Below are 24,329 nucleotides of genomic sequence, written 5' to 3'. Positions count from 1 at the left end.
ACGCCATTCCGTCACCCCTTCTTGGCCGCCAGCGCCGCCTGGGCCGCCGCGAGCCGCGCGATCGGCACGCGGAACGGCGAACAGGAGACGTAGTCGAGCCCGACCGTCTCGCAGAACCGGATGGAGGCCGGGTCGCCGCCATGCTCGCCGCAGATGCCGAGCTTGATGTCCGGACGCGTCTGGCGGCCGCGCTCGACGCCGATCTTCATCAGCGCGCCGACGCCCTCCACGTCGATGGAGACGAAGGGATCGACCTCGAAGATGTTCTGCTGCTGGTAGGTGGGCAGGAAGGAGGCCGCGTCGTCACGCGAGATGCCGAACGTGGTCTGGGTCAGGTCGTTGGTGCCGAACGAGAAGAAGTGCGCCGTTTCGGCGATCTTATCGGCCGTCAGGCAGGCCCGCGGCAGTTCCACCATGGTGCCGACGTCGTAGGTCAGCTCGGCGCCGGTTTCCTCCGCCACGGTCTTGGCGACCGCATCGATCCGCGCCTTCACGATGTCGAGCTCGGCCTTCAGGCCGACCAGCGGCACCATGATCTCCGGACGCACCGGCGCGCCGGTGCGCTTGGCGGCTTCCACGGCCGCCTCGAAGATGGCGCGCGCCTGCATTTCCGCGATCTCCGGATAGGAGACGGCGAGACGGCAGCCGCGATGGCCGAGCATCGGGTTGAACTCGGCGAGCAGTTCCAGCCGGCGGCGCAGCTTCGTCGGCGACACGCCGATCGCCTGCGCGACCTCGCCGATTTCCTCCTCGGTCTTCGGCAGGAACTCGTGCAGCGGCGGGTCGAGCAGCCGGATCGTGACCGGCAGGCCGGCCATGATCTCGAACAGCTCGATGAAGTCGCTGCGCTGCATCGGCAGGATCTTGGCGAGCGCGGCGCGGCGCCCCTCCTCGGTGTCGGCCACGATCATCTCGCGCACGGCGGTGATGCGGTCGGCATCGAAGAACATGTGCTCGGTGCGGCAGAGACCGATGCCTTCGGCGGCGAACTCGCGGGCCGCGCGGGCGTCGGCCGGCGTTTCGGCGTTGGTGCGCACCTTCATGCGGCGCGCCTTGTCGGCCCACACCATGATCTGCGCGAAGTCGCCGGAGAGCTCGGGCTTCAGCATCGGAACCGAGCCGACCAGCACCTGGCCGTTGCCGCCGTCGATGGTGATCACGTCGCCGGCCTTGAGGGTCTGGCCCGCCGCCGTGAAGGTGCCGGCCTGGTAGTCGACGCGGATGGAGCCGGCGCCGGAGACGCACGGCTTGCCCATGCCGCGGGCCACCACCGCCGCGTGGCTGGTCATGCCGCCGCGGGTGGTGAGGATGCCCTGGGAGGCATGCATGCCGTGGATGTCCTCGGGGCTGGTCTCGATCCGAACCAGGATGACCGCCTTGCCCTGCCCGGCGAGGCGTTCGGCCTCGTCGGAGGAGAACACGACCTCGCCGCAGGCGGCGCCGGGCGAGGCCGGCAGGCCGGTGGCGAAGACGTTGCGCTCGGCCTTCGGATCGATGGTCGGGTGCAGGAGCTGGTCGAGCGAGGCGGGATCGACGCGCATCACCGCCTCGTCCGGCTTGATCAGCCCTTCCTCGACCATGTCGACGGCGATCTTCAGGGCGGCCTTGGCCGTCCGCTTGCCGCCGCGCGTCTGCAGCATCCACAGCTTGCCGCGCTCGATGGTGAACTCGACGTCCTGCATCTCGCGGTAGTGCTGTTCGAGGCGCTGACAGATGTCGCGGAACTCAGCGAAGGCCTCCGGAAGCGCGGTCTCCAGCGACGGCTTCTCCGGCGCGCTGGACTCCAGGCGCGCCTCCTCGGTGATCGCCTGGGGGGTGCGGATGCCGGCGACGACGTCCTCGCCCTGGGCGTTGACCAGGAACTCGCCGTAGAGCTTCTTTTCGCCGGTCGACGGGTTGCGGGTGAAGGCGACGCCGGTGGCGGAGGTGTCGCCCATGTTGCCGAACACCATCGCCTGGATGTTGACGGCGGTGCCCCAGCTCTCGGGGATCTGCTGCAGGCGGCGATAGGTGATCGCGCGGGCGTTCATCCACGAACCGAACACGGCGCCGATCGCGCCCCACAGCTGGTCGCGCGGGTCCTGCGGGAACGGCTTGCCGAGCTTCTCCTTCACCAGCGCCTTGTAGCGCTCGATGACCACCTGCCAGTCCTCGGCGGAGAGGTCGGTGTCGAGCTCGACGTTCTTGTCGTCCTTGAAGCCCTCAAGGATGCCCTCGAAGTCGTGGTGCTCGAGCCCCATCACCACGTCGCCGTACATCTGGATGAAGCGGCGGTACGAATCGTAGGCGAAGCGGGCGTCGCCCGCGTCCTCGGCGAGCGCGCCGACGGTTTCGTCGTTGAGGCCGAGGTTGAGGACGGTGTCCATCATGCCCGGCATCGAGACGCGCGCGCCGGAGCGCACCGACACGAGCAGCGGCTTGGCCATGTCGCCGAACACGCGGCCGGTGGCCTGACCGACCTTCTCCAGCGCGGCCTCGACCTGGGCGGCGAGTTCGTCCGGGTAGGTGCCGTTGGTCTTGGTGAAGTGGGTGCAGACCTCGGTGGTGATCGTGAAGCCTGGCGGAACGGGAACGCCGATGTTGGACATCTCGGCCAGGTTGGCGCCCTTGCCGCCGAGGAGATCGCGCATGCCGGCCTGGCCTTCTGCGGTGCCGTCCCCGAACGTGTAGACCCACTTGTTCATCATTCGTCCTTCTTACGACCGTTTGATCGTCGTGTGCGAAGCGGAGGATTGAGAGCGGCTTCGCATGGCAGTGCGGCATGGCCACACCAAATTCGCTAGAGAGCGAAAGCATGGAGCCCGATGCAAAGGCAAGTCCCGCGCACATGGTTCCTGCACGATCTGCCCGTTTTTGGCCGCTGCGACGCCGGCTCGCCTTGCACGGGCCATTGAAAAGCCCCATCGTCCGGTCACGCTCATCCCATGAGAACGAACGAGTCGACCGCGATGAATCTGCTGTCTTTCGCCAGCCGCGACACTTTGCCGGCCACGTTTCTGCGCTCCGCGCGAGTGCTCGCCGTGGCGCTCCTCGCCGTCGGGGCAGCCGGCGTCGACGCACGGGCCGAGGTCGCCGACAAGATCGACAGCTCGGGGCTGAACACGCTCGCCGGCAGCTATCTCGCGGCGCGGCATGCCGGCAACCTGAAGGACCTCGCCTCGGCCGCCGCCTTCTACAAGCGCGCGCTGGCCGCCGACCCGGAAAACGAGCTGCTGCTCGACCGCACGGTGATGCTGCTGGTGGCAAGCGGCGCGCTGCCGGAGGCGGTGGAGTTCGCCGACGACCTGGCCGCGAGCGACCCGACGAACCAGCTCGCCGCCCTCACCCTGTCCGTCGACGCGCTGTCGAACGGCGATCCCGAGGCCGCCCGCGCGGCGCTGGCGCCGCTTTCGACCGGCTCGCCGCTGCCGGAGCTGACCGCGGCGCTGCTCGCCGCCTGGAGCTACGCGGCGGAGGAGAACTCGGACAAGGCGCTCGCCACCCTCGACGACCTCGAGGGGCCGGACTGGTTCCGGACCTTCACCACGCTGCACGCCGGCCTGATCGCCGACATGGCGGGCATGCACGACGAGGCCGTGAAGCGGCTGAAGACCTCGCTCGACAACGATCCGCGCGCGCTGCGCGTCCTCGACGCCTACGCCCGGGCGCTCGCCCGCGACGGCCGCACCGCCGAGGCCGAGAAGGTCGTCGACGATTACATCGCGGCCGGCGGGGACCATCCGCTCGTGCAGGCGCTGAAGGCCGAGCTCGCGGCCGGCGACGTGGCGCCGCAGATCGAGAGCGCCGCCAGCGGCGCCTCCGAGGCGCTCTACGGCCTCGGCGTCGCGGTCGGCCAGGAAGGCGGCCAGGAATACGCCGCCGGCTACCTGCAGCTGGCGATCCACCTGGGGCCCGACACCGACCTGCCGGCGTTCTCGCTCGCCTCGCTCTACGAGAGCATGCAGCAGTACGACAACGCGGTCGGCATCTACCGCACCATTCCCGCCTCGTCGCCGCTCGCCGACGCCGCCGCGATCCAGATCGGCCTGAACCTGAACGCCGACGACGACTTCGACGGCGCCAAGGCGCAGCTCGAGCCGATCGTCGATGCCGATCCGAGCGACCTGAGCGCCGTCGTGGCGCTCGGCAACGTGCTGCGCAGCCACGAGGACTTCGCCGGCGCGCGGGAGGTCTACAGCCAGGGCATCGCCTCCATCGACGAGCCGACCCGCGACCACTGGACGCTCTATTATTTCCGCGGGATCTCCAACGAGCGCACCGACCACTGGGACGAGGCCGAGGCCGACTTCAAGCAGGCGCTGGAGCTCTACCCGGACCAGCCGCTGGTGCTGAACTACCTGGGCTACTCCTGGGTCGACAAGCACATGAACATCGACGAGGCGGTGGACATGATCCAGAAGGCGGTCAGCCAGCGCCCCGACGACGGCTACATCGTCGACAGCCTCGGCTGGGCCTACTACCGGCTCGGCCGCTACGACGAGGCGGTGGAGGAACTCGAGCGCGCCGTCGAGCTGCGCTCCGGCGACCCGGTCATCAACGACCATCTGGGCGACGCCTACTGGCAGGTCGGGCGGAAGCTCGAGGCGATGTTCCAGTGGAACCACGCGCTGGACCTGGATCCGACCGACAAGGACCGGCTGGCCATCGAGGCGAAGCTGAAGGACGGCCTGAGCGAGCCGAAGACCGACGCGGCCGCAGCGACCCCGGCCAAGACCGAGGAGTAGGCGCCGCGCGATGGATCCCTCCGGACCCGTCCGCGAGGCCGCCAGGGCGAAGGTGAACCTGGCGCTCCACATCGTGGGGCGCCGCGCCGACGGCTACCACCTGCTCGACAGCCTGGTCGTCTTTCCCACGATTTCCGATCACATCGAGATTGCCGCGCGCCCGGACGGGCACGTGACACTGAGCCTGTCCGGACCGTTCTCCGACGCCCTCACCGCCGGGCCGGACAACCTGGTCCTGAAGGCGGCGCAGGCACTTGCGGCCATCTGTTCACCTCACACACCCCGCGGCGCGATCATCGCGCTGGACAAGCACCTGCCGGTCGCCTCCGGGATCGGCGGCGGGTCGGCCGATGCGGCGGCGACGCTGCGCGCGCTCTGCCGCCTGTGGGGCCTGTCCCCCGGCACCGAGGCGCTGCGGCGCATCGCCGGGACGCTGGGCGCCGACGTGCCCATGTGCCTCGACCAGACGCCGGTGCGCGCGGAAGGGATCGGCGAGCGGCTCACGCCGCTGCCGGCGCTGCCCGCGGCCGGCCTGCTGCTGGTGAACCCCGGCGTCCCCGTCTCCACCCCCGCCGTGTTCGCCGCGCTCGCCGCGCGCGACAACGCCCCGCTGCCGCCGCTGCCCAATCGCTTCCAGGATCTGGAGGCGCTGGCGGGCTACCTCGGGACGACGCGCAACGACCTGCAGGCGCCCGCCACGGAGCTTGCGCCGCAGGTGGCCGAGGTGCTGGCTGCGCTCGGCGCCAGCGACGGCTGCCGGCTCGCCCGGATGTCGGGGTCGGGGGCGACGTGCTTCGGGCTCTATCCGGATGCGGCGCGGGCGCGCCATGCCGGGGCGGCGATCGCCCGCGCCCGGCCGGGTTGGTGGACGGCCGCCGGCGCGATCTGACGGCGGGTGCGCCGACCGGGAGCAGATCCCCGCCGGACGGGTTCGATGCGCCCTGCCCGGCTAAAAGAAACTCCTCAAGGCATTGATTGCGCGGCTATTTCCGGGCCCTCAGACGGGCGGAGAGGCCGCGTGCGGCGCTAGCGCGGCGGCCAGGCGATCGCTTCGCCGGCGCGCAGGACGGCGCGCGCGGCGGCGCTGTAGGCGCCGTCGCCGTCGTGCATGACGATCCCCGGCACGATCCGCATGGCGGCGCGCGACGCCTTCACCCCGCGCACCAGCACCCGGTCGGCAGCCATGCCGGCGCGCGGATGCACCGGCAGCACGTCGAGCGCGCCGAAGCGGCCGTCGACGCCGGCGATGACGTGCGGCAGCAGCTCGGTGGGCAGGATGAGGTTGAGGGTTCCGCCGGTGCGCAGCAGCGACGCGGCGCGCCGCAGCCACGGCGCCAGCCCGTCGGCGCCGAGCATGCGGGCGCGCGCCCGGTCGGGCGACGGGGCGGCCCGGTGCAGCCCGGGCCGGAAAAAGGGCGGGTTCGCGATAACGTGATCGACGCCGCCGGCGACCATCCCGGCCGCCTCGAACGCCGCGACCGGCCCGGCCACGTCGGCGAGGCAGAGCGCGATGCGATCCGCGAAGCCGGCGTTCTCCGGCAGCGCCAGGCTGTCGCGCGCGAACGCCAGCGCCTGGGCGTCCACATCGACGAGGCTGACGCGCGCCCCGGTGCGGCAGGCGACCGAGAAGCCGGCGGCGCCCGGCCCGGCACCGAGGTCGACCACATGGCCATGGCTGTCGGACGGCAGCATGGCCGCCAGCAGGATGGCATCGGAGCCGCACCGGTGGGCGCCGCGCGCCGCCTGGATGAGGGAGAACGCGCCGGAGAGGAAGCGGTCGACGGTCCGCTCCGCCGCCGTTTCAGCCGGTGCGGCCCCGCTCACGGCGTCAGCGCGCGGACGCTTCGGGCGGCAGGTCGTCGCCCGCGCCGGCGTCCTTCAGGAGCGTCCGCGCCTCGGCCAGCCGGTCCGAGGCGACCAGGACCCGGCGCGGCAGGATGCCGATCGAGCCTTCGATGACGCTCATGTTCTGGTCGAACACCTGATACGGGATCGCGGCCTCCTTCAGCAGCGATTCCACGAAGGCGATCAGCGTCATGTCGTTGGTTCTCAGAAGTTCGTCCAAAACGTCCTCGCCTGTCCTGTGCGTCCTGATGCCGGCACCCTCGGGAGAGCGAACCGGCCCGTATGAAATGGCTTCGCGCCAGAATCGTTGCCGCGTCCTTCCGCTTTTGCCGAAACCGGCCAGGCGGACAGCCTTTGCCCCGACCTCCCGCGCCCCGGGATGCGGGGAATCGGAGACGGCCCCGCGGGTCCGCCCTCTCCCGCACGATGCCCGCCACCGCAAGATGTGACAATCGGTATGGCTGCCTGCCGGCCCCGCGGGGTTGCGGGAGCTTTCGCGCCCTGCTTAATGTCCCGGCAGAGGCAATCAGAAGGATGGTGCCGCGTGTCGATTGGCAACGTTGCCGCTGACCTACGATCAGGCGAGAGCAGTGTAGAGCGCCTCGTGCAAGCCGTGTCGAGCGACATGGGACAGGTCAACGGCCTGATTCTGGATATGGCCGGCTCCAATGTCGAGCTCATTCCGGAAGTGGCGAACCATCTGGTGTCGTCGGGGGGCAAGCGGCTGCGGCCGATGCTGACGCTCGCGAGCGCCAAGCTGTTCGGCTACGACGGCGCGGACCACGTGAAGCTGGCGGCGAGCGTGGAGTTCATGCACACCGCGACGCTGCTGCACGACGACGTGGTCGACGACAGCGCGGTGCGCCGGGGCAAGCCGGCGGCGCGGGTGATCTGGGGCAACCAGGCGAGCGTGCTGGTCGGCGACTACCTGCTCGGCCAGGCCTTCAAGATGATGGTCGAGGCGGGCTCGCTGGAATGCCTGCGCATCCTCGCCAGCGCCTCCGCGGTCATCGCCGAGGGCGAGGTGCTGCAGCTTTCCGGCGCCAAGAGCCTCGCCAACGGCGAAGCCCACTACATGGCGGTGATCGAGGCGAAGACGGCAGCGCTGTTTTCCGCCGCGACCGAAGTGGGCCCGGTGATTGCCGGCCAGCCGGCTGCGATCCAGGAGGCGATGCGCCAGTACGGCCTCAACCTCGGCCTCGCCTTCCAGCTCGTCGACGACGTGCTCGACTATTCCGGCAACGCCGCCCTGCTCGGCAAGGACACCGGCGACGATTTCCGCGAAGGCAAGGCGACGCTTCCGGTGCTCTACGCCTACCAGCGCGGCAACGAGGCCGACCGGGCGTTCTGGAGCCGCTGCATCGAGGCGGGCGAGATCCGCGACGGCGACCTGGAGACGGCGATCGAGAAGGTCAACGCGTCCGGCGCGATCGACGACAGCATCAAGCAGGCCCGCGCCTTCGGGGCCAAGGCGATCGAGGCGGTGAAGCAGGTACCGCCCTCGCCGCTGCGCGACATCCTCGCCGACGTGGTGGAATTCTCGATCTCCCGCACCTACTGAGGCGACCCGCCGATCGGCCGGCGGCCGTCAGGCCCCGGAAATCCCCTCGATGCCCTGGAGCAGCGGCGCCGTCGCCCGGGCGGCCTCTTCCTCGAGTTCGCGGTAGTGAGCCACTACATTGCGGCCGGCGTCGGTCACGGCCGCCCCGCCGCCGCGCTTGCCGCCGAGCTGGGTCGTGACGAGCGGGCCGGCGAACATACCGTTGAGCTCCTCCACCAGCAGCCAGGCCCGCCGGTAGGACATCTCCATCGCCCGCGCCGCGGCCGAGATCGAGCCAACCTCGTCGATGGTCTCGAGCAGACGGATCTTGCCCGGACCGAGCGACGGCCGGTCGGGAAAGTCGATCCTGATCCGCAGCACGGCCTTCGCCGCCTCACCCCTTGGCACGGCTGATCACTCCGGTGGGCCCCCGCCCCGTTCCCGCGCAGCCGGTCACGGGCCGCATTGGATGACGCCCTCGATCTCCTCCTGCCCGCCGGCGCACCAGCGCTCGAGCGAGACGACGTAGGCGTCCGCGTTCACCCGGTCGCGCAGCGAGGCAAGGTCCTGCATGGCGGCGGCGTGGGTCGGATACTGCATGACGCCGCGGATGAAGCCGTTGCGCTTGTAGAGCCGCGCCACGTCGTTCTGATGGTCCCGCGTCGCCCGCTCCACCAGGCGCTCGGCGGCCGGCTGGGTGAGTTCCGCGCCGAAGACAATGCCCCAGCGCGGGGTCATCGCGGCGGCGCCGGCATCGCTCTCCGCGCCGCCATCCGTCTGCCCGGCCATCAGCGCCGCGACCGCTACCTCGTCGTCGGTGCCCGCCGCGCGCACGGCGACGTCCGCCTGGGACGCCGCGGCAAGCGCGGTGGCCTTCACGGCCTTCTGCACCTCCGCCGAGGCGGCGATCAGCGCGTCGTTCTCGCCGGTGACGGCCATCGCGCTGGCGGCCTCATCCTCTGACAGTCCGGCGGCCGCAATCACGTCCTCCATCTTCTCGTTGGTGGCGGCGAGCTGGCGCGTCAGCGCCTCGATGGCGGCATTGGCGTCGCGCAGGACGTCGTGGCTCGACTGCACCGTCTCCAGCACCTGCGTCTCCACCCGCGAGAAGCTGCGGTCGGGCGCCGGCGCCTCCATCTTCGGCTGCGGGAAATAGGACTGGAACACGACCGGCCGATAGACGGCGAACCACGCGGCCACCAGCACGACGATCGCCGCCGCGAGCTGAACCGCCCTGACCAAGATGCCCATGTTCGTGTTTCCCCGTCGCCGACCTGCCCGCCGCGATTAATAACACGGCCGGCGCGAGACGCATCAACCGCCTGTTGCGAATGCCGAATTGGTTCTCCGGTCGCGGCGGCGCGTCGCCACGAAAAAACCCCGCCGGCGCGGGGCCGGCGGGGCGTTTCAGGCGGTCGGTCGGGCGCCTGCCCGACCGGCGGGACGTCAGACGTGGATGACGCGATCGAAGGCGTCGAGGACGCTCTCGTGCATCGTCTCCGACAGGGTCGGGTGCGGGAACACGGTTTCGATCAGCTCTTCCTCGGTCGTCTCGCAGTTCATCGCGACCACGAAGCCCTGGATCAGCTCGGTCACCTCCGCGCCGACCAGATGGGCACCCAGCAGCTCTCCGGTCTTGGCGTCGAAGATGGTCTTCACCAGGCCCTCCGGCTCGCCGAGCGCGATCGCCTTGCCGTTGCCGATGAACGGGAAGCGGCCGACCTTGATCTCGCGGCCGGTCTCCTTGGCCTTCGCCTCGGTCAGGCCGACGGAGGCGACCTGCGGCTGGCAGTAGGTGCAGCCCGGGATCTTCAGCTTGTCCATGGCATGGGCGTCATGGCCGGCGATCTTCTCGACGCAGATGACGCCCTCGTGCTCGGCCTTGTGGGCGAGCATCGGCGGTCCGGCCACGTCGCCGATGGCGTAGACGCCCTTCACGTTGGTGCGCCCGAACTCGTCGATGACGACGCAGCCGCGCTCGGTCTTCACGCCGAGCTTCTCAAGGCCGAGATTCTCGATGTTGCCGACGACGCCGACGGCCGAGATCAGACGGTCGGCCTTGATGGTCTCGGTCTTGCCGCCCTTCATCTCCACCGTCGCGGTGACGCCGTCAGAGCCCTTGTCGACCTTGGTCACCTTGGCTTCGGTGTGGATCTTCATGCCCTGCTTCTCGAGACGCTTGCGCACGTGGGCGGCGATCTCGGCGTCCTCGACCGGCAGGATCTGTGGCAGCACCTCCACCACGGTGACCTCGGCGCCCATCTGGCGGTAGAACGACGCGAACTCGATGCCGATCGCGCCGGAGCCGACGACGATCAGCGACTTCGGCATGGTCGGCGGCACCATCGCCTCGAAGTAGGTCCAGATCAGCTTGCCGTCCGGCTCCAGGCCCGGCAGCACGCGCGGGCGGGCCCCGGTCGCGACGATGACGTGCTTGGCCGTGTAGGTGCCCTTGCCCAGCGTGCCCTTCGGCACCGGGGGCTGCGGCTCCATCGGCTTCTTCTTGATCTCCGACACCACGACCTCGCCGGGCTTGGAGATGGTCGCCTCGCCCCAGATCACGTCGATCTTGTTCTTCTTCATCAGGAAGCCGACGCCCTGGGCGAGCTGCACGGAGACGCCGCGCGAGCGCTTCACCACGGCGCCGATGTCGAAGCCGACCTTTTCGGCGGACAGGCCGAATTCCTTGGCGTGGTTGAAGTTGGTAAAGACCTCGGCGCTGCGCAGGAGCGCCTTCGTCGGAATGCAGCCCCAGTTGAGGCAGATCCCGCCGAGGTGCTCGCGCTCGACGATGGCCGTCTTCAGGCCGAGCTGTGCCGCCCGGATCGCGGTCACATAGCCGCCCGGCCCGCTTCCGATCACGATCACGTCATACCCGTCGGCCATCGAGCTCTCCTTGCTGCTTCGTCCCCGCCGGTCGTTCCGGCACCGGTTGCCTACCCTTTCAGCACCGTTCGGACCGGCTTGTCGAGCCCGTTGCGGCGATTTGGACCCGGCGCGGCGGCGGACCTGCCATGCACCGTGCAATCGATTCCAGCGGCGATCGCCCCTTGCCGCGCGACATCGCCGACCAAATAGCCCTACTCTCGGCTCCGGCTCAGGAAAGGCGCTCGCCCAGTGTCCCGTTCGCAGATCTACGAGGCCTATTCCGACCTGCCGCTGTTCTCCGACTTCGCCGCGGTGGCCGACACCGAGCGCTACGTGCCGCTGCCCGACGACTGGTTCGTGGCGGTGACCGACGTGGTGAAGTCGACCGATGCGATCCGCGACGGGCGCTACAAGGCCGTCAACATGGCGGGCGCGGCGGCGATCGCCGCCGTCATCAACGCGCTCGACGGGGACGCCTCCTTTCCCTTCATCTTCGGCGGCGACGGAACGGCGCTGGCGCTGCCGGAGGCCGCCCGCGCGACCGCCGAGGCCGCGCTCGCCGCCACGGCGCGCTGGGTGGAGGAGGACCTGGACCTGACGCTGCGGACCGCCACCGTCTCGATCGCCGAGATCCGCCGGGCCGGCCACGACGTGCGCGTCGCGCGGTTCGCCGCGTCGGACGCGATGACCTATGCGCTGTTTTCCGGCGGCGGCGTCTCCTGGGCGGAACGGGAGATGAAGGCGGGCCGCCTGCCCGCCCACCTGGCGCCCCCCGGGACGCGGCCGGACCTGGAGGGGCTCTCTTGCCGCTGGAAGGCGCTGGAGCCCCAACACGGCACCATCCTGACGATCCTGGCGGTGCCGCCGAGCGACGACGACAACGACCCGGCCTTCCGGGAGGTCGTCCACCGCCTCATCGAGGTGATCGAGGCGTCGGAGCGCGGCGGCAGGCCGGTCGCCGACGATGGCCCATCCTTCGCCTGGCCGCCGGAGGGGCTGGAGCTGGAGGCCCGGGCGACCCGCGGCACCCGCTCGCTGGCGCTGCAGAAGCTGAAGATCAGCGCCATCGCGCTGCTGGCGTTCGTGCTCGACCGGACGCGGCGCACACTCGGCCAGTTCGATCCGGCGGTCTACCGCAAGTACACGGCGCTAAACGCCGATTTCCGCAAGTACCAGGACGGCGTGCGGATGACCGTGGACTGCGCCCCGGAAACGGTCGAGCGCATCGAGGCGATCCTGAAGAGCGCCCGCGCGGCCGGCGTTCTCGATTACGGCCTGCTGCGGCAGCAGTCGGCGGTGATGACCTGCTTCGTGCCGTCGGTGATGACCAACACCCATTTCCACTTCGTAGACGGCGCAGAGGGCGGCTACGCGGCGGCCGCCGCCAGCCTCAAGGCCGACGCCTGAAGCGCGCCGCCAGACGATCGGTCAAGACCACATAAAGGCCCGTCTTGTCAGGGACTTGGATGGCTTCGTTCAGGCGGCCGGCACGGCGGCGCCGACGCGGCGCGCCATCAGCACCCAATCTCCGTCGCTCGGGCGCCGGCCCGGCATCGCCACCACCTTGCGCCGCTCGCGCTCGACGAACCCGTGGCGGGCATAGAGGCGCCAGGCGGCGGCGTTGACGCTGTTGACGACGAGGGTGACCGTGTCCGCGCCGACCCTGCCGGCCAGCCGGTTGGCAAGCGGCAGCAGCCGGCCGGCGAATCCCCTGCCGCGCGCCTCGGGCAGCGTCGCCAGCGCGTTGAGGTACCAGGTACCGACCGTGCGCGCCTCCAGCTCCAGCAGCGGCCGCACGAACGGCGGCAGCTCGTCCACCGGCACCCGCTCGTCGTGTTCGCTCTGCAGGTAGCCGAGCAGCATTGCGACGGGGGCGCCGTCGACGTCCACCACATGGGCGTTGCGGTAGGAGAAGCCGCCGGTCGGGCGCGCCGCCCGGGTCGCGCCCACGTCGAGCGGGGTCAGGCCGCCGGTGGCCGAGAACGTCCAGAAATAGCTGGGGATGCCCTCGCCAGCGATGTCGATCAGGCGGGCGAGCGCTGCGGCATCGGATGTCCGGGCGGGGCGGATGGACGGCATGGCCGCATCGGACCGATCGGCGAGCGGCGCGGAGGGTCCGCGCCGGCCGTCAGACGAGCATCGCCATCGGGTTTTCGATCAGCGGCTTGAACGCGGCGAGCAGTTCCGCGCCGAGCGCACCGTCGACGGCCCGGTGATCGACCGAGAGCGTCGCGCTCATGACGGTGGCGATGGCCAGCGCGCCGTCCTTCACCACCGGGCGCTTCTCGCCCTGCCCGACCGCCAGGATGGTGCTCTGGGGCGGGTTGATGACGGCGGCGAACTCGCGGATGCCGTACATGCCGAGGTTGGACACCGCGGTGGTGCCGCCCTGGTATTCCTCCGGCTTCAGCTTCTTGTCGCGGGCGCGCTTGGCGAAGTCCTTCATCTCGTTGGAGATGACCGACAGCGGCTTCACGTCGGCCTGGCGGATCACCGGGGTGATCAGGCCGTCCGGGATCGACACCGCGACGCCGACATCGGCGTGGGTGTGCAGCAGCCGCGCAGTGGAGGTGTAGGTGGCGTTCGCCATCGGCACAGCGACCAGCGCCTTGGCCAGCGCCTTGATGACGAAGTCGTTGACCGACAGCTTGTAGGCCGGGTTGCCGTCCTTGTCCTTCGGCGCGGCAGCGTTGAGCTCGCTCCGAAGCTTCAGGAGCGCGTCGAGCTCGACGTCGACGGTCAGGTAGAAGTGCGGAACGGTCTGCTTGGCCTCGGTCAGGCGGCGCGCGATGGTCTTGCGCATGCCGTCGTGGGGAAGCTCGGTGTAGCTGCCCTCCTCGTACATGGCGCGGACCTGGTCGTCGGTCATGCCGGCGCTCGGCGCCGGCGCGGCGGGCGCCTTCGCCCCATCTGCTGCCGGAGCGGCGCCGGCGGCCTTTTCCGGGGCCGACTTGGCGGCGGCGGCCGGAACGCCCTTCTCGATGGCTTCCTCCACGTCGCGCTTGACGATCCGGCCGTGCGGGCCGGAGCCGGAGAGCTGCGCGAGGTCGATCTTGTTCTCGTCAGCCAGCCGGCGGGCGAGCGGCGAGGAGAACACCCGGCCGTCGCCGTTGGCCTTCGGCGCGGCCGGCGGGATGGAGGGAGTGACGCCCTCGCCGGCGGCCGGCGCCTGGGCCTTGGCGGGAGCGTCGGGCGCGGCGGCCTTGGCCGGCGGCGCCGCTTCGGCGGGCTTCTCGGCCTTCGGCTCGTCGGCCTTCTTCTCGGCCTTCGGCGCGGAGGCGTCGGCGCCGTCGAGCGCGCTGGCGTCCTCGCCCTCTTCGAGCAGCATGGCGATCGGCTGGTTCACCGGCACGTCGGCGGTGCCCTCGGCGACGAGGAGCTTGCCGACGGTGCCTTCATCCACCGCCTCGACTTCCATGGTGGCCTTGTCGGTCTCGATCTCGGCGACGATGTCGCCGGCCGAGACGGTGTCGCCCTCCTTCACGTGCCACTTGGCAAGCGTCCCCGTCTCCATCGTCGGCGACAGGGCGGGCATCAGGATCGGTGTCGGCATGGCGCGTCGTCTCCCGGAACCTGGACTCAGGCCGTGTAGGTCACAGCTTTCACTGCCTCGATCACTTCCGCGACCGTCGGCAAGGCAAGCTTTTCGAGGTTGGCGGCGTAGGGCATCGGCACGTCCTTGCCGGTGATCCGGAGCACCGGCGCGTCGAGATGGTCGAAGGCCATCTCCATCAGCCGCGCCGAGATCTCAGACCCGATCGAGCAGACCGGCCAGCCCTCTTCCACCGTGACGCAGCGGTTGGTCTTCTTGACCGATTCCACCACCGTCTCGATGTCCATGGGACGGATCGTGCGCAGGTTCACCACCTCCGCCTCGATGCCTTCCTTGGCCAGTTCCTCGGCCGCCTGCATGGCGTAGGTCATGCCGATGCCGAACGACACGATGGTGACGTCGCTACCCTTGCGCTCGATCTTCGCCTTGCCGATCGGCACGACGAAGTCGTCCATGTCCGGCACCTCGAAGGTGTGGCCGTAGAGGATCTCGTTCTCCAGGAACACCACCGGGTTCGGATCGCGGATGGCGGCCTTCAGCAGGCCCTTCGCGTCCGCCGCCGAATAGGGCTGGATCACCCGGAGGCCGGGAACGTGGGCGTACCAGGAGGCGTAGTCCTGGGAATGCTGGGCGGCGACGCGGGCGGCCGCGCCGTTGGGCCCGCGGAACACGATCGAGCAGCCGATCAGGCCGCCGGACATGTAGTGGGTCTTGGCGGCGGAGTTGATGATCTGGTCCATCGCCTGCATGGCGAAGTTGAAGGTCATGAACTCGACGATCGGCTTCAGGCCGCCGAAGCCGGCGCCGACGCCGAGGCCGGCGAAGCCGTGCTCGGTGATCGGCGTGTCGACGACGCGGCGCGCGCCGAACTCTGCCAGCAGGCCCTGGGTGATCTTGTAGGCGCCCTGGTACTCGGCAACCTCCTCGCCCATGACGTAGACGGCCTCGTCGCGGCGCATTTCCTCGGCCATGGCGTCGCGGAGCGCCTCGCGCACCGTGATCGACACCATCTTGGTGCCTTCCGGGATCTCCGGATCGCCACCGGTCCAGGTCTTTTCGGCGGGCGCGGGCCCGACCGACGGAGCCGGCGGCACCTTGGTCGCCTTGGCGCCGAGGGCGCCTTCGCCGTCGTCCTTGTCGTCATCTTCTTTCTCGTCGGCCTCGGCCGCGGGAGCCGGCGCTTCGGCCTTCTCACCGTCGTCCGACTTCGACGCGGCACCGCCCTCGAGCGCGCTCTCGTCCTCGCCCTCGGCGAGCAGCAGCGCGATCGGCGTGTTGACCTTCACGCCCTCGGCCCCTTCCTCGACGAGGATCTTGCCGAGGGTGCCCTCGTCGACCGCCTCGACTTCCATCGTGGCCTTGTCGGTCTCGATCTCCGCGATCACGTCGCCAGCCGCAACGCTGTCGCCTTCCTTTTTCACCCACTTGGCGAGCTTGCCCTCTTCCATCGTGGGCGAGAGCGCCGGCATCAGGATTTCGGTCGGCATTAGAGGCTCCCGTCAGCAGGAATCGTCTGGGGTCGTGCGCTGTGGTCAGCGAAGGTACGGCGCGTGGTGCTCATCGGACGATGTCGGTCCACAGCTCCGACGGATCCGGCTCGGGATCCGACTGGGCGAACTCGGCGGCCTCGTTGACGATGTCGCGGACCTCCTTGTCGATCTTCTTGACGTCGTCCTCGGAGATCCCGTGTTCCTCGATGAGGCGCGCCCGCAGATGCTCGATCGGATCGTGCTCCGTCCGCATCTTGTTGACCTCGTCGCGGGTCCGGTACTTCGCCGGGTCCGACATCGAGTGGCCGCGATAGCGGTAGGTCAGCATTTCCAGGATGTACGGACCCTTGCCGTCACGGGCATGCGCGATGGCGCGCGCACCGGCGGCACGGACCGCATGAACCTCCATTCCGTCGACCTGCTCTCCGGGAATGTCGAAGGAGGCGCCGCGATGGGACAGGTTCGTCGTCGACGAGGCGCGCTCGATGGAGGTGCCCATGCCGTACTTGTTGTTCTCGATGACGTAGACCACCGGCAGGCTCCAGAGCTTCGCCATGTTGAAGCTCTCGTAGACCTGGCCCTGGTTGGCCGCGCCGTCGCCGAAATAGGTGATCGAGACGGCGCCGTTCTCGCGGTACTTGTTGGAGAAGGCGAGGCCGGTGCCGAGCGGCACCTGCGCGCCGACGATGCCGTGGCCGCCGTAGAAGTTCTTCTCCACGGAGAACATATGCATCGAACCGCCCTTGCCCTTGGAATAGCCCGAGCGGCGTCCGGTCAGCTCCGCCATCACGCCCTTGGCTTCCATGCCGCAGGCGATCATGTGGCCGTGGTCGCGGTAGCCGGTGATGATCTGGTCACCTTCCTTCAGCGCCATCTGCATGCCCACCACGACGGCCTCCTGGCCGATGTAGAGGTGGCAGAAGCCGCCGATCAGGCCCATGCCGTAGAGCTGGCCGGCCTTTTCCTCGAAGCGACGTACGAGGAGCATCTCCCGGTAGGCGTAGAGATCGTCGTCCTTGGTGAACCGCACCGTCTCGCCGGTGGCCGACTTGGCGGTGGCGGTCTTGGCACCGCCGGACTTGGCGGCGCTGGAGCGGGACGGCGTGGATTTCGTCGCGCGGGAGGTGGAGGATTTGGCGGCGCGAGACGCGGCCGGCTTGCGCGCGTCGTCGCTGCTGCCCGTCGATGCGCTCGTTCGCGAGGATCGCTTGCGGCTCGTGGTCGGTTTCTTCTCGGCCATCAGGGCTCTCTCCGGCGTTCGTTCGCGGCGGGTCGGACGGACATTAGCGAAGGGGCGGCTCGTGCGAAAGGCCGCACCGGTGGCGGGGATTCAATATTGCAGTGCAGCGTAAGCCAGAGCGACCAAATCCAACCCCGTCAAAGGGTTGGCGGCAACTCATGGCGCACACTAGCCACACGGGCGCGCGGATTTGGACTGCAGATTTCGGGAGGCTGCCCTGCCCGGTCCGCGGAGCGGTCTACTGGAGGGACAGACTTCCAGCCTGAGCGAGCGTCTCGGGGAGGCCCTGGCCGTACGAACCGCCGGAGCTGAGCGCCGGGGACGTGTAGATAATGATCTCGTCGGGCTGGGCGAGATTGAGATTGGCGCGGGCACGCTCGTCGAGCATGTCGGCATCGATCGCGGCGGATTGAAGCAGCGCCACCCGGCTCTCGAGTTCCTTGCGCCGCGCAACGATCGCGTCGCGCTGCTCGATGAGCCGCGCGATCTCGGTATCGAACTTCAGACGGGCCCGGATTCCGTATTCGCCGTGCACCCCGTGCCAGCCGAAATAGACGATCATCGCGATCATCAGGACGGGTGCCGGGAGACGGGACAGGAAGGTGGGGCGACGGTGGCGGGTAGCCATGTGGGGCCAATACTCGAAACGCAGGAACAGGAACCCGCGTCCTTTATGCCAGCTCCCTCTTAACGAGGGGTTGCTCTCGGGCCGCCCCTGTGGACAGCCGACGCTTTTCCGCCGCGCCCCGACCTTCCGACGCCGTCGCGCCCGGCCCTGAATCAACGGGGGCTTCGGGCCGAACCGACCCGAAGCCCCCTTGAAGATCACCCGTTCCGGGATCGCGCGGAGCGGACCGGCGCCCGCTCCCCGATTCCATCTCGGCGCCGGCCGGGATCGACCGTGGCGCCGCGCGACGGCGCGTTCTCAGCCGGCCTTCAGCGCCGAACGTCCCGGATAGACCGCCTGCGGACCAAGCTCCTCCTCGATGCGCAGGAGCTCGTTGTACTTGGCCAGCCGGTCGGAGCGGGCGAGCGACCCGGTCTTGATCTGGCCGCAGGACGTCGCCACCGCCAGATGGGCGATGGTGGTGTCCTCGGTTTCGCCGGAGCGGTGGGACATGACGGCCCGGTAGGCGGCCTTGTGGGCCATGGTGACCGCGTCGAGGGTCTCCGTCAGCGTGCCGATCTGGTTCACCTTGATGAGGATCGCGTTGGCGATGCCCTTCTCGATGCCGCTCGCCAGCCGCTCGGTGTTGGTGACGAACAGGTCGTCGCCGACGAGCTGGCAGCGATCGCCGAGGCGCTCGGTCAGCGCGGCCCAGCCCTCCCAGTCGTCCTCGCCCATGCCGTCCTCGATGGAGACGATCGGATAGGCGTCGGCGAGCTCGGCCAGGTAGTCGGCCAGGCCCGCGCCGTCGAGGCTGCGGTTCTCACCCTCGAGCGCGTACTTGCCGTCCTTGAAAAACTCGGTCGCCGCGCAGTCGAGCGCGAGGCAGATGTCCTCGCCCGGCTTGTAGCCGGCAGTCTCGATGGCCGACATGATGAAGTCCAGGGCTGCCTTGGCGGACGGCAGGTTCGGGGCGAAGCCGCCCTCGTCGCCGACGTTGGTGGAGTGACCGGCCTTCTTGAGCTGGCCCTTCAGCGTGTGGAACACCTCCGCGCCCGCCCGCAGCGCCTCCGAGAAGCTCGGCGCGCCGACCGGCATGATCATGAATTCCTGGAAGTCGATCGGATTGTCGGCGTGGGCGCCGCCGTTCATGATGTTCATCATCGGCACCGGCAGCTCGCGCGCAGACACCCCGCCGACGTAGCGGTAGAGCGGCAGGTTGGCGGCGATCGCGGCGGCCTTGGCGGTGGCCAGCGACACGCCGAGAATGGCGTTGGCGCCGAGGCGGCCCTTGTTGTCGGTGCCGTCGAGGGCGATCAGCATTTCGTCGATGTGGACCTGGTCCTCGGCCTCCAGGCCGCCGATCGCATCGAAGATCTCGCCGTTCACCGAGGCGACCGCCTCCTGCACGCCCTTGCCCTGGTAGCGGGACCCGCCGTCGCGCAGCTCGGCCGCCTCGTGGGCGCCGGTGGACGCGCCGGACGGAACCGCCGCACGGCCCATCGTGCCGTCTTCGAGATGGACATCGACTTCGACGGTCGGGTTGCCACGACTGTCGAGGATCTCGCGGCCGATGATGTCGATGATCGCGGTCATTGGGATCTCCGGAAACTGGGACGAAGGGGACGTGCGCGCGCCGCGAGCCCGCCCTGGGCAGCGGCAGCGTCGGCCCCGTCCATAGCCCAACCTTTGAGCGGCTTGAACCCTTAGATGACGATGTCACCGGGGCGAACGCACGAAATGTGATCGGAATGAGCGGGTTGGGCGCCGATGGGCCGCACCGAGCCAACGGTGAAGAAGTGGGCGGGAAGCAACCGAAACGGGCATCTGCCCGCGTCCTGGGCGCGAATTCCATGACAGGCGGCCCCTCCGTTTGCTAACACAACCGAACGAAAGGCGCCCGGTCGCATTTTCCGAACCCATGCCCGTTCATCGACCGATTACAGCGAGAGACGCAAAAATGGCCCCTGCCCCGATCCGCACCGCCGTGTTTCCCGTCGCCGGCCTCGGAACCCGGTTTCTGCCGGCGACGAAGGCCATGCCGAAGGAAATGCTCACCGTCGTGGACCGGCCGCTGATCCAGTACGTCTACGACGAGGCGAAGGCGGCGGGGATCGAGAAATTCATCTTCGTCACCGGGCGCGGCAAGGCGATCCTGGAGGACCACTTCGACATCGCCTACGAGCTCGAGCAGACGCTGCGCGAGCGCGACAAGCTCGACCGGCTGGAAGAGGTGAAGAGCGCCCAGCCGGAGGCCGGCACGGTGTCGTTCACCCGCCAGCAGGCGCCGCTGGGACTCGGCCATGCCGTCTGGTGCGCCCGCGATCTCGTCGGCGACGAGCCGTTCGCGCTGCTGCTTCCCGACGTGCTGGTGCACTCCGATCCGGGCTGCCTCGCCCAGATGATCGACGTCTACAACGACAAGGGCGGCGGCAACGTCATCGCCGTGGAAGAGGTCCCGGCCGAGCAGACCCACCAGTACGGCGTCGTCGAGATCGAGGGCAGCGGCGACGTGTTCAAGGTCACCGGCATGGTGGAGAAGCCGCCGAAGGGCACCGCGCCGTCGAACCTGATCATCACCGGCCGCTACATCCTGCAGCCGGAGATCTTCAAGCTGCTGGAGACCACGGAAAAGGGTGCCGGCGGCGAGATCCAGATCACCGACGCGATGCTGACGCTGATGGCCGAGCAGGCCTTCTACGGCCTGCGCTTCAAGGGCCACACCTACGACTGCGGCTCCAAGGTCGGCTTCCTCGCCGCCAACGTCGCCTACGCGCTCGACCGCGACGACCTGGCCGCCCCGTTCCACGCCGAGCTGAAGCGGCTTTTGGGGATCTGATTCCCGGCGCCGGCAGGCGATCCGGAGCCTCGACGGACCGATCGGTCGCATCGCCCGATCGGCAGAGGCTCTAGCGGGTGTAGAGCTCCTGGCTGCGCGCGACGCCGCGCAGCGGATGCGATCCGACCGAGGTGAGCGGCACGCCGCAGGCGGCGGCGAAGCTCTCGGAGACCAGCAGCTGGCGGCCGAGCGGCGTGCAAAGCGCCTCGATGCGGCTCGCCTCGTTGACCGCCGGCCCGATGACGGTGAAATCCAGGCGCCGCGACGAGCCGATGTTGCCGTACATCAGCTCGCCCAGATGCAGCGCGATGTCGACGACCAGCGGCGGCAGGCCCTGTTCGGCGCGCAGCCCGTTCAGCGCCGCGTTCGCGGCGATCATCGCCTCGGCGGCGGCCAGCGCCTCGGCGCAGACGCTCTCAGGGTCGCGGTCCTCCAGGCTGAAGATCGCCAGGAAGCCGTCGCCCATGAACTTCATCACCTCGCCCTGATGCGCCTCGACGAGGTCGCAGAGCTCGCCGAGCGCGGTGTTGAGCGAGGCCAGCACCTCCTCCCCGTCCGTCTCGTCTGCGAAACGGGTGAAGCCGCGCAGGTCGGCGACCATCACCACCGAATAGAGCCGCGTCGCCGCACCCCGCTCGATCTGGCCCGACAGCACTCGATGGCCGGCGTCGGTCCCGACGTAGGCGTCGAGAAGGTCTTCCGCCGCACGCTTCAGGGCGATCCGGTAGCAGGCGAGGCCGAGCCGCGGCACCAGCCGGTCCAGCGTCGCCACATCGGCGTCGCTGAAGCCGCCGGGCCGGTCCGACAGCCAGGACAGCAGCATACCGGGCAGGCCGGTGTCCGCCTCCTCCGCGCCGAAGCGGACCATGCGGCCGATCCAGTCGGTGCCGCCCTCCTCGCGAAAGTCTTCCAGGACGGGGAAGTCCAGCGTGCCGTTGCCGTCGAGCCGGAAGCGCATTTCCCGCACGCCGTCCTCCAGCATCACGCGCAGCGGGCTGGACCGCCACCCGATGCGCGGCAGCGAGGAGCGCTCGTATTCCTCCGCGACGAAGCCCCGGCCGCGCCACCAGTAGCCGCCATAGCCCTTCACGGTCGGATGGAGGGCGGCGATGGAGACGTGCATGCGCACGAGCGGGATCTCCAGCGCGGCGACGCCCTCGCAGAAGCCCTGGATGAGCACGTCGAGATTGTTGCGCGACAGGCCCTCCTCGACGATCCAGTCGCTGAGGTCCTGGATCGCCCGCGTCTCCGCGGCGCCCTCGGCCGGCGCGTCGGCAAATCGGCTGTGCTGCATGGTTATCGCCCCGTCCCCTCGTCTCATCGAAGATGGGGTCGGCGACGGCAATCGCCACCCCCCGCGGGCGCGGGCGGACCGGCTCAGGCGGCCGGCGCGTCGCCCCGCGCCCAGCCGGCCCGGATCTCGGCCGCCTCGTCCTCGAACCGGCCGGCTTCGATGGCCGTCCGGAGGCTCCGCATCACCTCCTGATAGTAGGCGATGTTGTTCCAGGTCAGCAGGATCGCGCCCAGCGCCTCGCCGGCGCGGATCAGGTGGTGCAGGTAGGCGCGGCTGTAGATGCGCGAGATCTCGGTCGGGCCATCGGGATCCAGCGGCGCCGGATCCTCTGCGTGGCGGGCGTTCTTGAGGTTCAGCTTGCCGAAGCGGGTGTAGGCGACGCCGTGGCGGCCGGCGCGAGTCGGCATCACGCAGTCGAACATGTCGACGCCGCGCGCCACCGAGCCGATGAGGTCGTCGGGAGTGCCCACCCCCATCAGGTAGCGCGGCTTGTCGGCCGGCAGGAAGGCGGTCGTCGCGGCGGTGATGTCGAACATCACCTCCTGGGGCTCGCCGACCGCCAGCCCGCCGATGGAGTAGCCCTCGAACGGCATCGCCGCGAGCGCGGTCGCCGACTGCTCGCGCAACCGCTTGTCGTCGCCGCCCTGGACGATGCCGAACAGCGCCTGGCCCTTGCCCGGTCCGCCGAGCCGCTCGAACTCGGCCCGCGAACGCGCCGCCCAGTCGAGGCTGAGGCGCATGCCGCGCTCGATCTCGTCGCGGGTCGCCGGCAGCCGCACGCACTCGTCGAGCTGCATCTGGATGTCGGAGCCGAGCAGCCCCTGGATTTCCACCGAGCGCTCGGGCGTCAGCCTGTGGGTGGATCCGTCGATGTGGCTCTTGAAGGTGACCCCGTCGGCGTCGAGCTTGCGGAGCGCGGCCAGCGACATGACCTGGAAGCCGCCGGAATCGGTGAGGATTGTGTGCGGCCAGTTCATGAACCGGTGCAGGCCGCCAAGCCGCGCCACCCGCTCCGCGCCGGGGCGCAGCATCAGGTGATAGACGTTGCCCAGAACCACGTCGGCGCCGGTCTCGCGCACGTGTTCCGGCAGCATCGTCTTGACGGTCGCCTGGGTGCCGACGGGCATGAAGGCGGGCGTCTCGACGAGGCCGTGGGCCGTGGCGATGCGGCCGCGCCGGGCCTTGCCGTCGGTGGCGAGTAGGGAGAAGGCGAAAGGGTCTGTCACCGGGTCCTGTCGGGAAAGAGAAGGCTGGCATCGCCGTAGGAATAGAAGCGGTAGCCGGTTTCCACCGCGTGGGCATAGGCCGCGCGCATCGCCTCCCGCCCCGCAAACGCCGAGACGAGCATGAACAGCGTCGACTTCGGCAGATGGAAGTTGGTCATGATCGCGTCCACCGCCCGGAAGCGATAGCCGGGGCGGATGAAGATCGACGTCTCGTCGGAGAACGCGCCGATCCGGCCATCCGGATCGGTCGCCGATTCCAGCAGCCGCAGGCTGGTGGTGCCTACCGACACGAGCCGGCCGCCGGCCGCTCGCGCCGCATTCAGCCGCTCCGCCGCCTTGGCCGTCACGGTGCCGAACTCGGCGTGCATCTTGTGGGCGGTCAGGTCCTCCGCCTTGACCGGCAGGAACGTCCCCGCCCCCACGTGCAGCGTCACGAATTCCGTGCCGATGCCGCGCGCGGCGAGCCGGGCCAGCAGGTCGTCGGTGAAATGCAGCCCCGCCGTGGGCGCCGCGACCGATCCCGGCAGGCGCGCATAGACGGTCTGGTAGTCCTCGCGGTCGGCATCGTCGTCGGGGCGGCGGCGCGCGATGTAGGGCGGCAGCGGCATGTGGCCGACGGCGGCCAGCCCCGCGTCGAGCCCGGCCGGGCCGGTGGCGAAGGCGAGCGTCGCCTCGCCCCCGTCGAGCGCCGTCACGGTCGCCTCGAGGGCGCCCGGCTGCGGCTCCGCGTCGGGTCCCGCGGCGAATTGAATGGTCTCGCCGACGGAAAGCCGCTTCGCCGGGCGCACGAACGCCCGCCAGCGGCCGTCGCCGAGGTCCTTGTGCAGCGTCGCGGAGATGCGCGCCGTCGCCTCGCCGCGCGTGCGCACGCCGAACAGCTGGGCGGGAATCACCCGGGTGTCGTTGAAGACGAGGACATCGCCGGGCGCCAGAAGGTCCGGCAGGTCGGAGACGATCCGGTCGCCGAGCAGCGGGTCTTCGCCGGGGCGGACCGTCAGCAGCCGCGCGGCGTCGCGCGGGCGGACCGGCCTGAGCGCGATCCGGTCGGCGGGCAGGTCGAAATCGTAGTCCGCCAGCGTGTCGCCGGCGGCGGAGGCGGCGCC

The 24,329-nt window shown here is 69.7% G+C and carries 20 protein-coding genes; 5 read left to right on the top strand and 15 right to left on the bottom strand.

What is annotated here, in order from left to right; genetic code table 11:
- Positions 1 to 11 precede the first annotated feature (11 nt).
- Positions 12 to 2,684, bottom strand: a complete 2,673-nt coding sequence (gene ppdK / locus AB7M35_RS01700) for a pyruvate, phosphate dikinase (protein WP_453956720.1) — start codon at positions 2,682 to 2,684, stop codon at positions 12 to 14.
- A 264-nt stretch (positions 2,685 to 2,948) separates the two neighbouring features.
- Here ppdK and AB7M35_RS01695 point away from each other — a divergent pair, with 264 nt between their 5' ends.
- Positions 2,949 to 4,724 (top strand): tetratricopeptide repeat protein, encoded by a 1,776-nt coding sequence (locus tag AB7M35_RS01695; protein WP_453956718.1) that lies wholly within the window; start codon positions 2,949 to 2,951, stop codon positions 4,722 to 4,724.
- Positions 4,725 to 4,734: 10 nt separating this feature from the next.
- Entirely contained in the window at positions 4,735 to 5,613 is an 879-nt protein-coding gene (locus AB7M35_RS01690; protein ID WP_453956716.1) for a 4-(cytidine 5'-diphospho)-2-C-methyl-D-erythritol kinase, read from the top strand.
- A 137-nt stretch (positions 5,614 to 5,750) separates the two neighbouring features.
- Here AB7M35_RS01690 and AB7M35_RS01685 read toward each other — a convergent pair whose 3' ends face one another.
- Positions 5,751 to 6,548 carry a tRNA1(Val) (adenine(37)-N6)-methyltransferase gene (locus AB7M35_RS01685; protein ID WP_453956714.1) on the bottom strand — a complete coding sequence of 266 codons (798 nt, stop codon included), beginning with the start codon at positions 6,546 to 6,548 and terminating at the stop codon, positions 5,751 to 5,753.
- 4 nt (positions 6,549 to 6,552) lie between these two features.
- Entirely contained in the window at positions 6,553 to 6,789 is a 237-nt protein-coding gene (locus AB7M35_RS01680; RefSeq protein ID WP_453956712.1) for a putative signal transducing protein, read from the bottom strand.
- Positions 6,790 to 7,194: 405 nt separating this feature from the next.
- Here AB7M35_RS01680 and AB7M35_RS01675 point away from each other — a divergent pair, with 405 nt between their 5' ends.
- Positions 7,195 to 8,130, top strand: coding sequence for a polyprenyl synthetase family protein (locus AB7M35_RS01675; protein ID WP_453956710.1), 936 nt, complete (start codon positions 7,195 to 7,197; stop codon positions 8,128 to 8,130).
- Between the two features lie 27 nt (positions 8,131 to 8,157).
- On the opposite strand, the gene AB7M35_RS01670 is transcribed toward AB7M35_RS01675, so the two are convergent.
- From AB7M35_RS01670 to lpdA, 3 genes are all read right to left on the bottom strand, one after another.
- Positions 8,158 to 8,517 (bottom strand): winged helix-turn-helix domain-containing protein, encoded by a 360-nt coding sequence (locus AB7M35_RS01670; protein WP_453956708.1) that lies wholly within the window; start codon positions 8,515 to 8,517, stop codon positions 8,158 to 8,160.
- 45 nt (positions 8,518 to 8,562) lie between these two features.
- Complete coding sequence (locus AB7M35_RS01665; protein ID WP_453956706.1) at positions 8,563 to 9,360, bottom strand: hypothetical protein; 798 nt, start codon at positions 9,358 to 9,360, stop codon at positions 8,563 to 8,565.
- 195 nt (positions 9,361 to 9,555) lie between these two features.
- Positions 9,556 to 10,995: a dihydrolipoyl dehydrogenase gene (lpdA, locus tag AB7M35_RS01660; RefSeq protein ID WP_453956704.1), complete on the bottom strand. Its 1,440-nt coding sequence runs from the start codon at positions 10,993 to 10,995 to the stop codon at positions 9,556 to 9,558.
- A 231-nt stretch (positions 10,996 to 11,226) separates the two neighbouring features.
- Between lpdA and AB7M35_RS01655 the strand changes: the two genes are divergently transcribed.
- On the top strand, positions 11,227 to 12,384 hold the full coding sequence (locus tag AB7M35_RS01655) for a DUF3095 family protein (protein ID WP_453956703.1): 1,158 nt from the start codon (positions 11,227 to 11,229) through the stop codon (positions 12,382 to 12,384).
- Between the two features lie 69 nt (positions 12,385 to 12,453).
- On the opposite strand, the gene AB7M35_RS01650 is transcribed toward AB7M35_RS01655, so the two are convergent.
- The 6 genes from AB7M35_RS01650 to eno all read right to left on the bottom strand — a co-directional run bounded on the left by AB7M35_RS01650 (position 12,454) and on the right by eno (position 19,463).
- Positions 12,454 to 13,056 (bottom strand): GNAT family N-acetyltransferase, encoded by a 603-nt coding sequence (locus tag AB7M35_RS01650; RefSeq protein WP_453956701.1) that lies wholly within the window; start codon positions 13,054 to 13,056, stop codon positions 12,454 to 12,456.
- 49 nt (positions 13,057 to 13,105) lie between these two features.
- On the bottom strand, positions 13,106 to 14,530 hold the full coding sequence (locus AB7M35_RS01645; protein ID WP_453956699.1) for a pyruvate dehydrogenase complex dihydrolipoamide acetyltransferase: 1,425 nt from the start codon (positions 14,528 to 14,530) through the stop codon (positions 13,106 to 13,108).
- Positions 14,531 to 14,556: 26 nt separating this feature from the next.
- On the bottom strand, positions 14,557 to 16,017 hold the full coding sequence (locus tag AB7M35_RS01640) for a pyruvate dehydrogenase complex E1 component subunit beta (RefSeq protein ID WP_453956698.1): 1,461 nt from the start codon (positions 16,015 to 16,017) through the stop codon (positions 14,557 to 14,559).
- Positions 16,018 to 16,087: 70 nt separating this feature from the next.
- Positions 16,088 to 17,260, bottom strand: coding sequence for a pyruvate dehydrogenase (acetyl-transferring) E1 component subunit alpha (gene pdhA / locus AB7M35_RS01635; protein WP_453956696.1), 1,173 nt, complete (start codon positions 17,258 to 17,260; stop codon positions 16,088 to 16,090).
- A 238-nt stretch (positions 17,261 to 17,498) separates the two neighbouring features.
- Positions 17,499 to 17,831 carry an FtsB family cell division protein gene (locus tag AB7M35_RS01630; RefSeq protein ID WP_453956694.1) on the bottom strand — a complete coding sequence of 111 codons (333 nt, stop codon included), beginning with the start codon at positions 17,829 to 17,831 and terminating at the stop codon, positions 17,499 to 17,501.
- Positions 17,832 to 18,185: 354 nt separating this feature from the next.
- Positions 18,186 to 19,463: a phosphopyruvate hydratase gene (eno, locus tag AB7M35_RS01625; RefSeq protein WP_453956693.1), complete on the bottom strand. Its 1,278-nt coding sequence runs from the start codon at positions 19,461 to 19,463 to the stop codon at positions 18,186 to 18,188.
- A gap of 364 nt (positions 19,464 to 19,827) precedes the next feature.
- On the opposite strand from eno, the gene galU reads away from it, so the two are divergent.
- Positions 19,828 to 20,706 (top strand): UTP--glucose-1-phosphate uridylyltransferase GalU, encoded by an 879-nt coding sequence (gene galU / locus AB7M35_RS01620; protein ID WP_453956691.1) that lies wholly within the window; start codon positions 19,828 to 19,830, stop codon positions 20,704 to 20,706.
- A gap of 70 nt (positions 20,707 to 20,776) precedes the next feature.
- On the opposite strand, the gene AB7M35_RS01615 is transcribed toward galU, so the two are convergent.
- The 3 genes from AB7M35_RS01615 to queA form a co-directional block, all read right to left on the bottom strand.
- Positions 20,777 to 22,000 carry an adenylate/guanylate cyclase domain-containing protein gene (locus AB7M35_RS01615; protein WP_453956689.1) on the bottom strand — a complete coding sequence of 408 codons (1,224 nt, stop codon included), beginning with the start codon at positions 21,998 to 22,000 and terminating at the stop codon, positions 20,777 to 20,779.
- An 83-nt stretch (positions 22,001 to 22,083) separates the two neighbouring features.
- Positions 22,084 to 23,226 (bottom strand): tRNA guanosine(34) transglycosylase Tgt, encoded by a 1,143-nt coding sequence (gene tgt / locus AB7M35_RS01610; RefSeq protein ID WP_453956687.1) that lies wholly within the window; start codon positions 23,224 to 23,226, stop codon positions 22,084 to 22,086.
- Complete coding sequence (queA, locus tag AB7M35_RS01605) at positions 23,223 to 24,302, bottom strand: tRNA preQ1(34) S-adenosylmethionine ribosyltransferase-isomerase QueA (RefSeq protein WP_453960556.1); 1,080 nt, start codon at positions 24,300 to 24,302, stop codon at positions 23,223 to 23,225. Before queA ends, tgt begins: the two co-directional genes overlap by 4 nt.
- Positions 24,303 to 24,329: the final 27 nt, after the last annotated feature.

It is taken from the genome of Amorphus suaedae (assembly GCF_053629675.1).
Note: the sequence above shows the minus strand (reverse complement) of the source record. Positions and strands in the feature narration are given on the sequence as shown.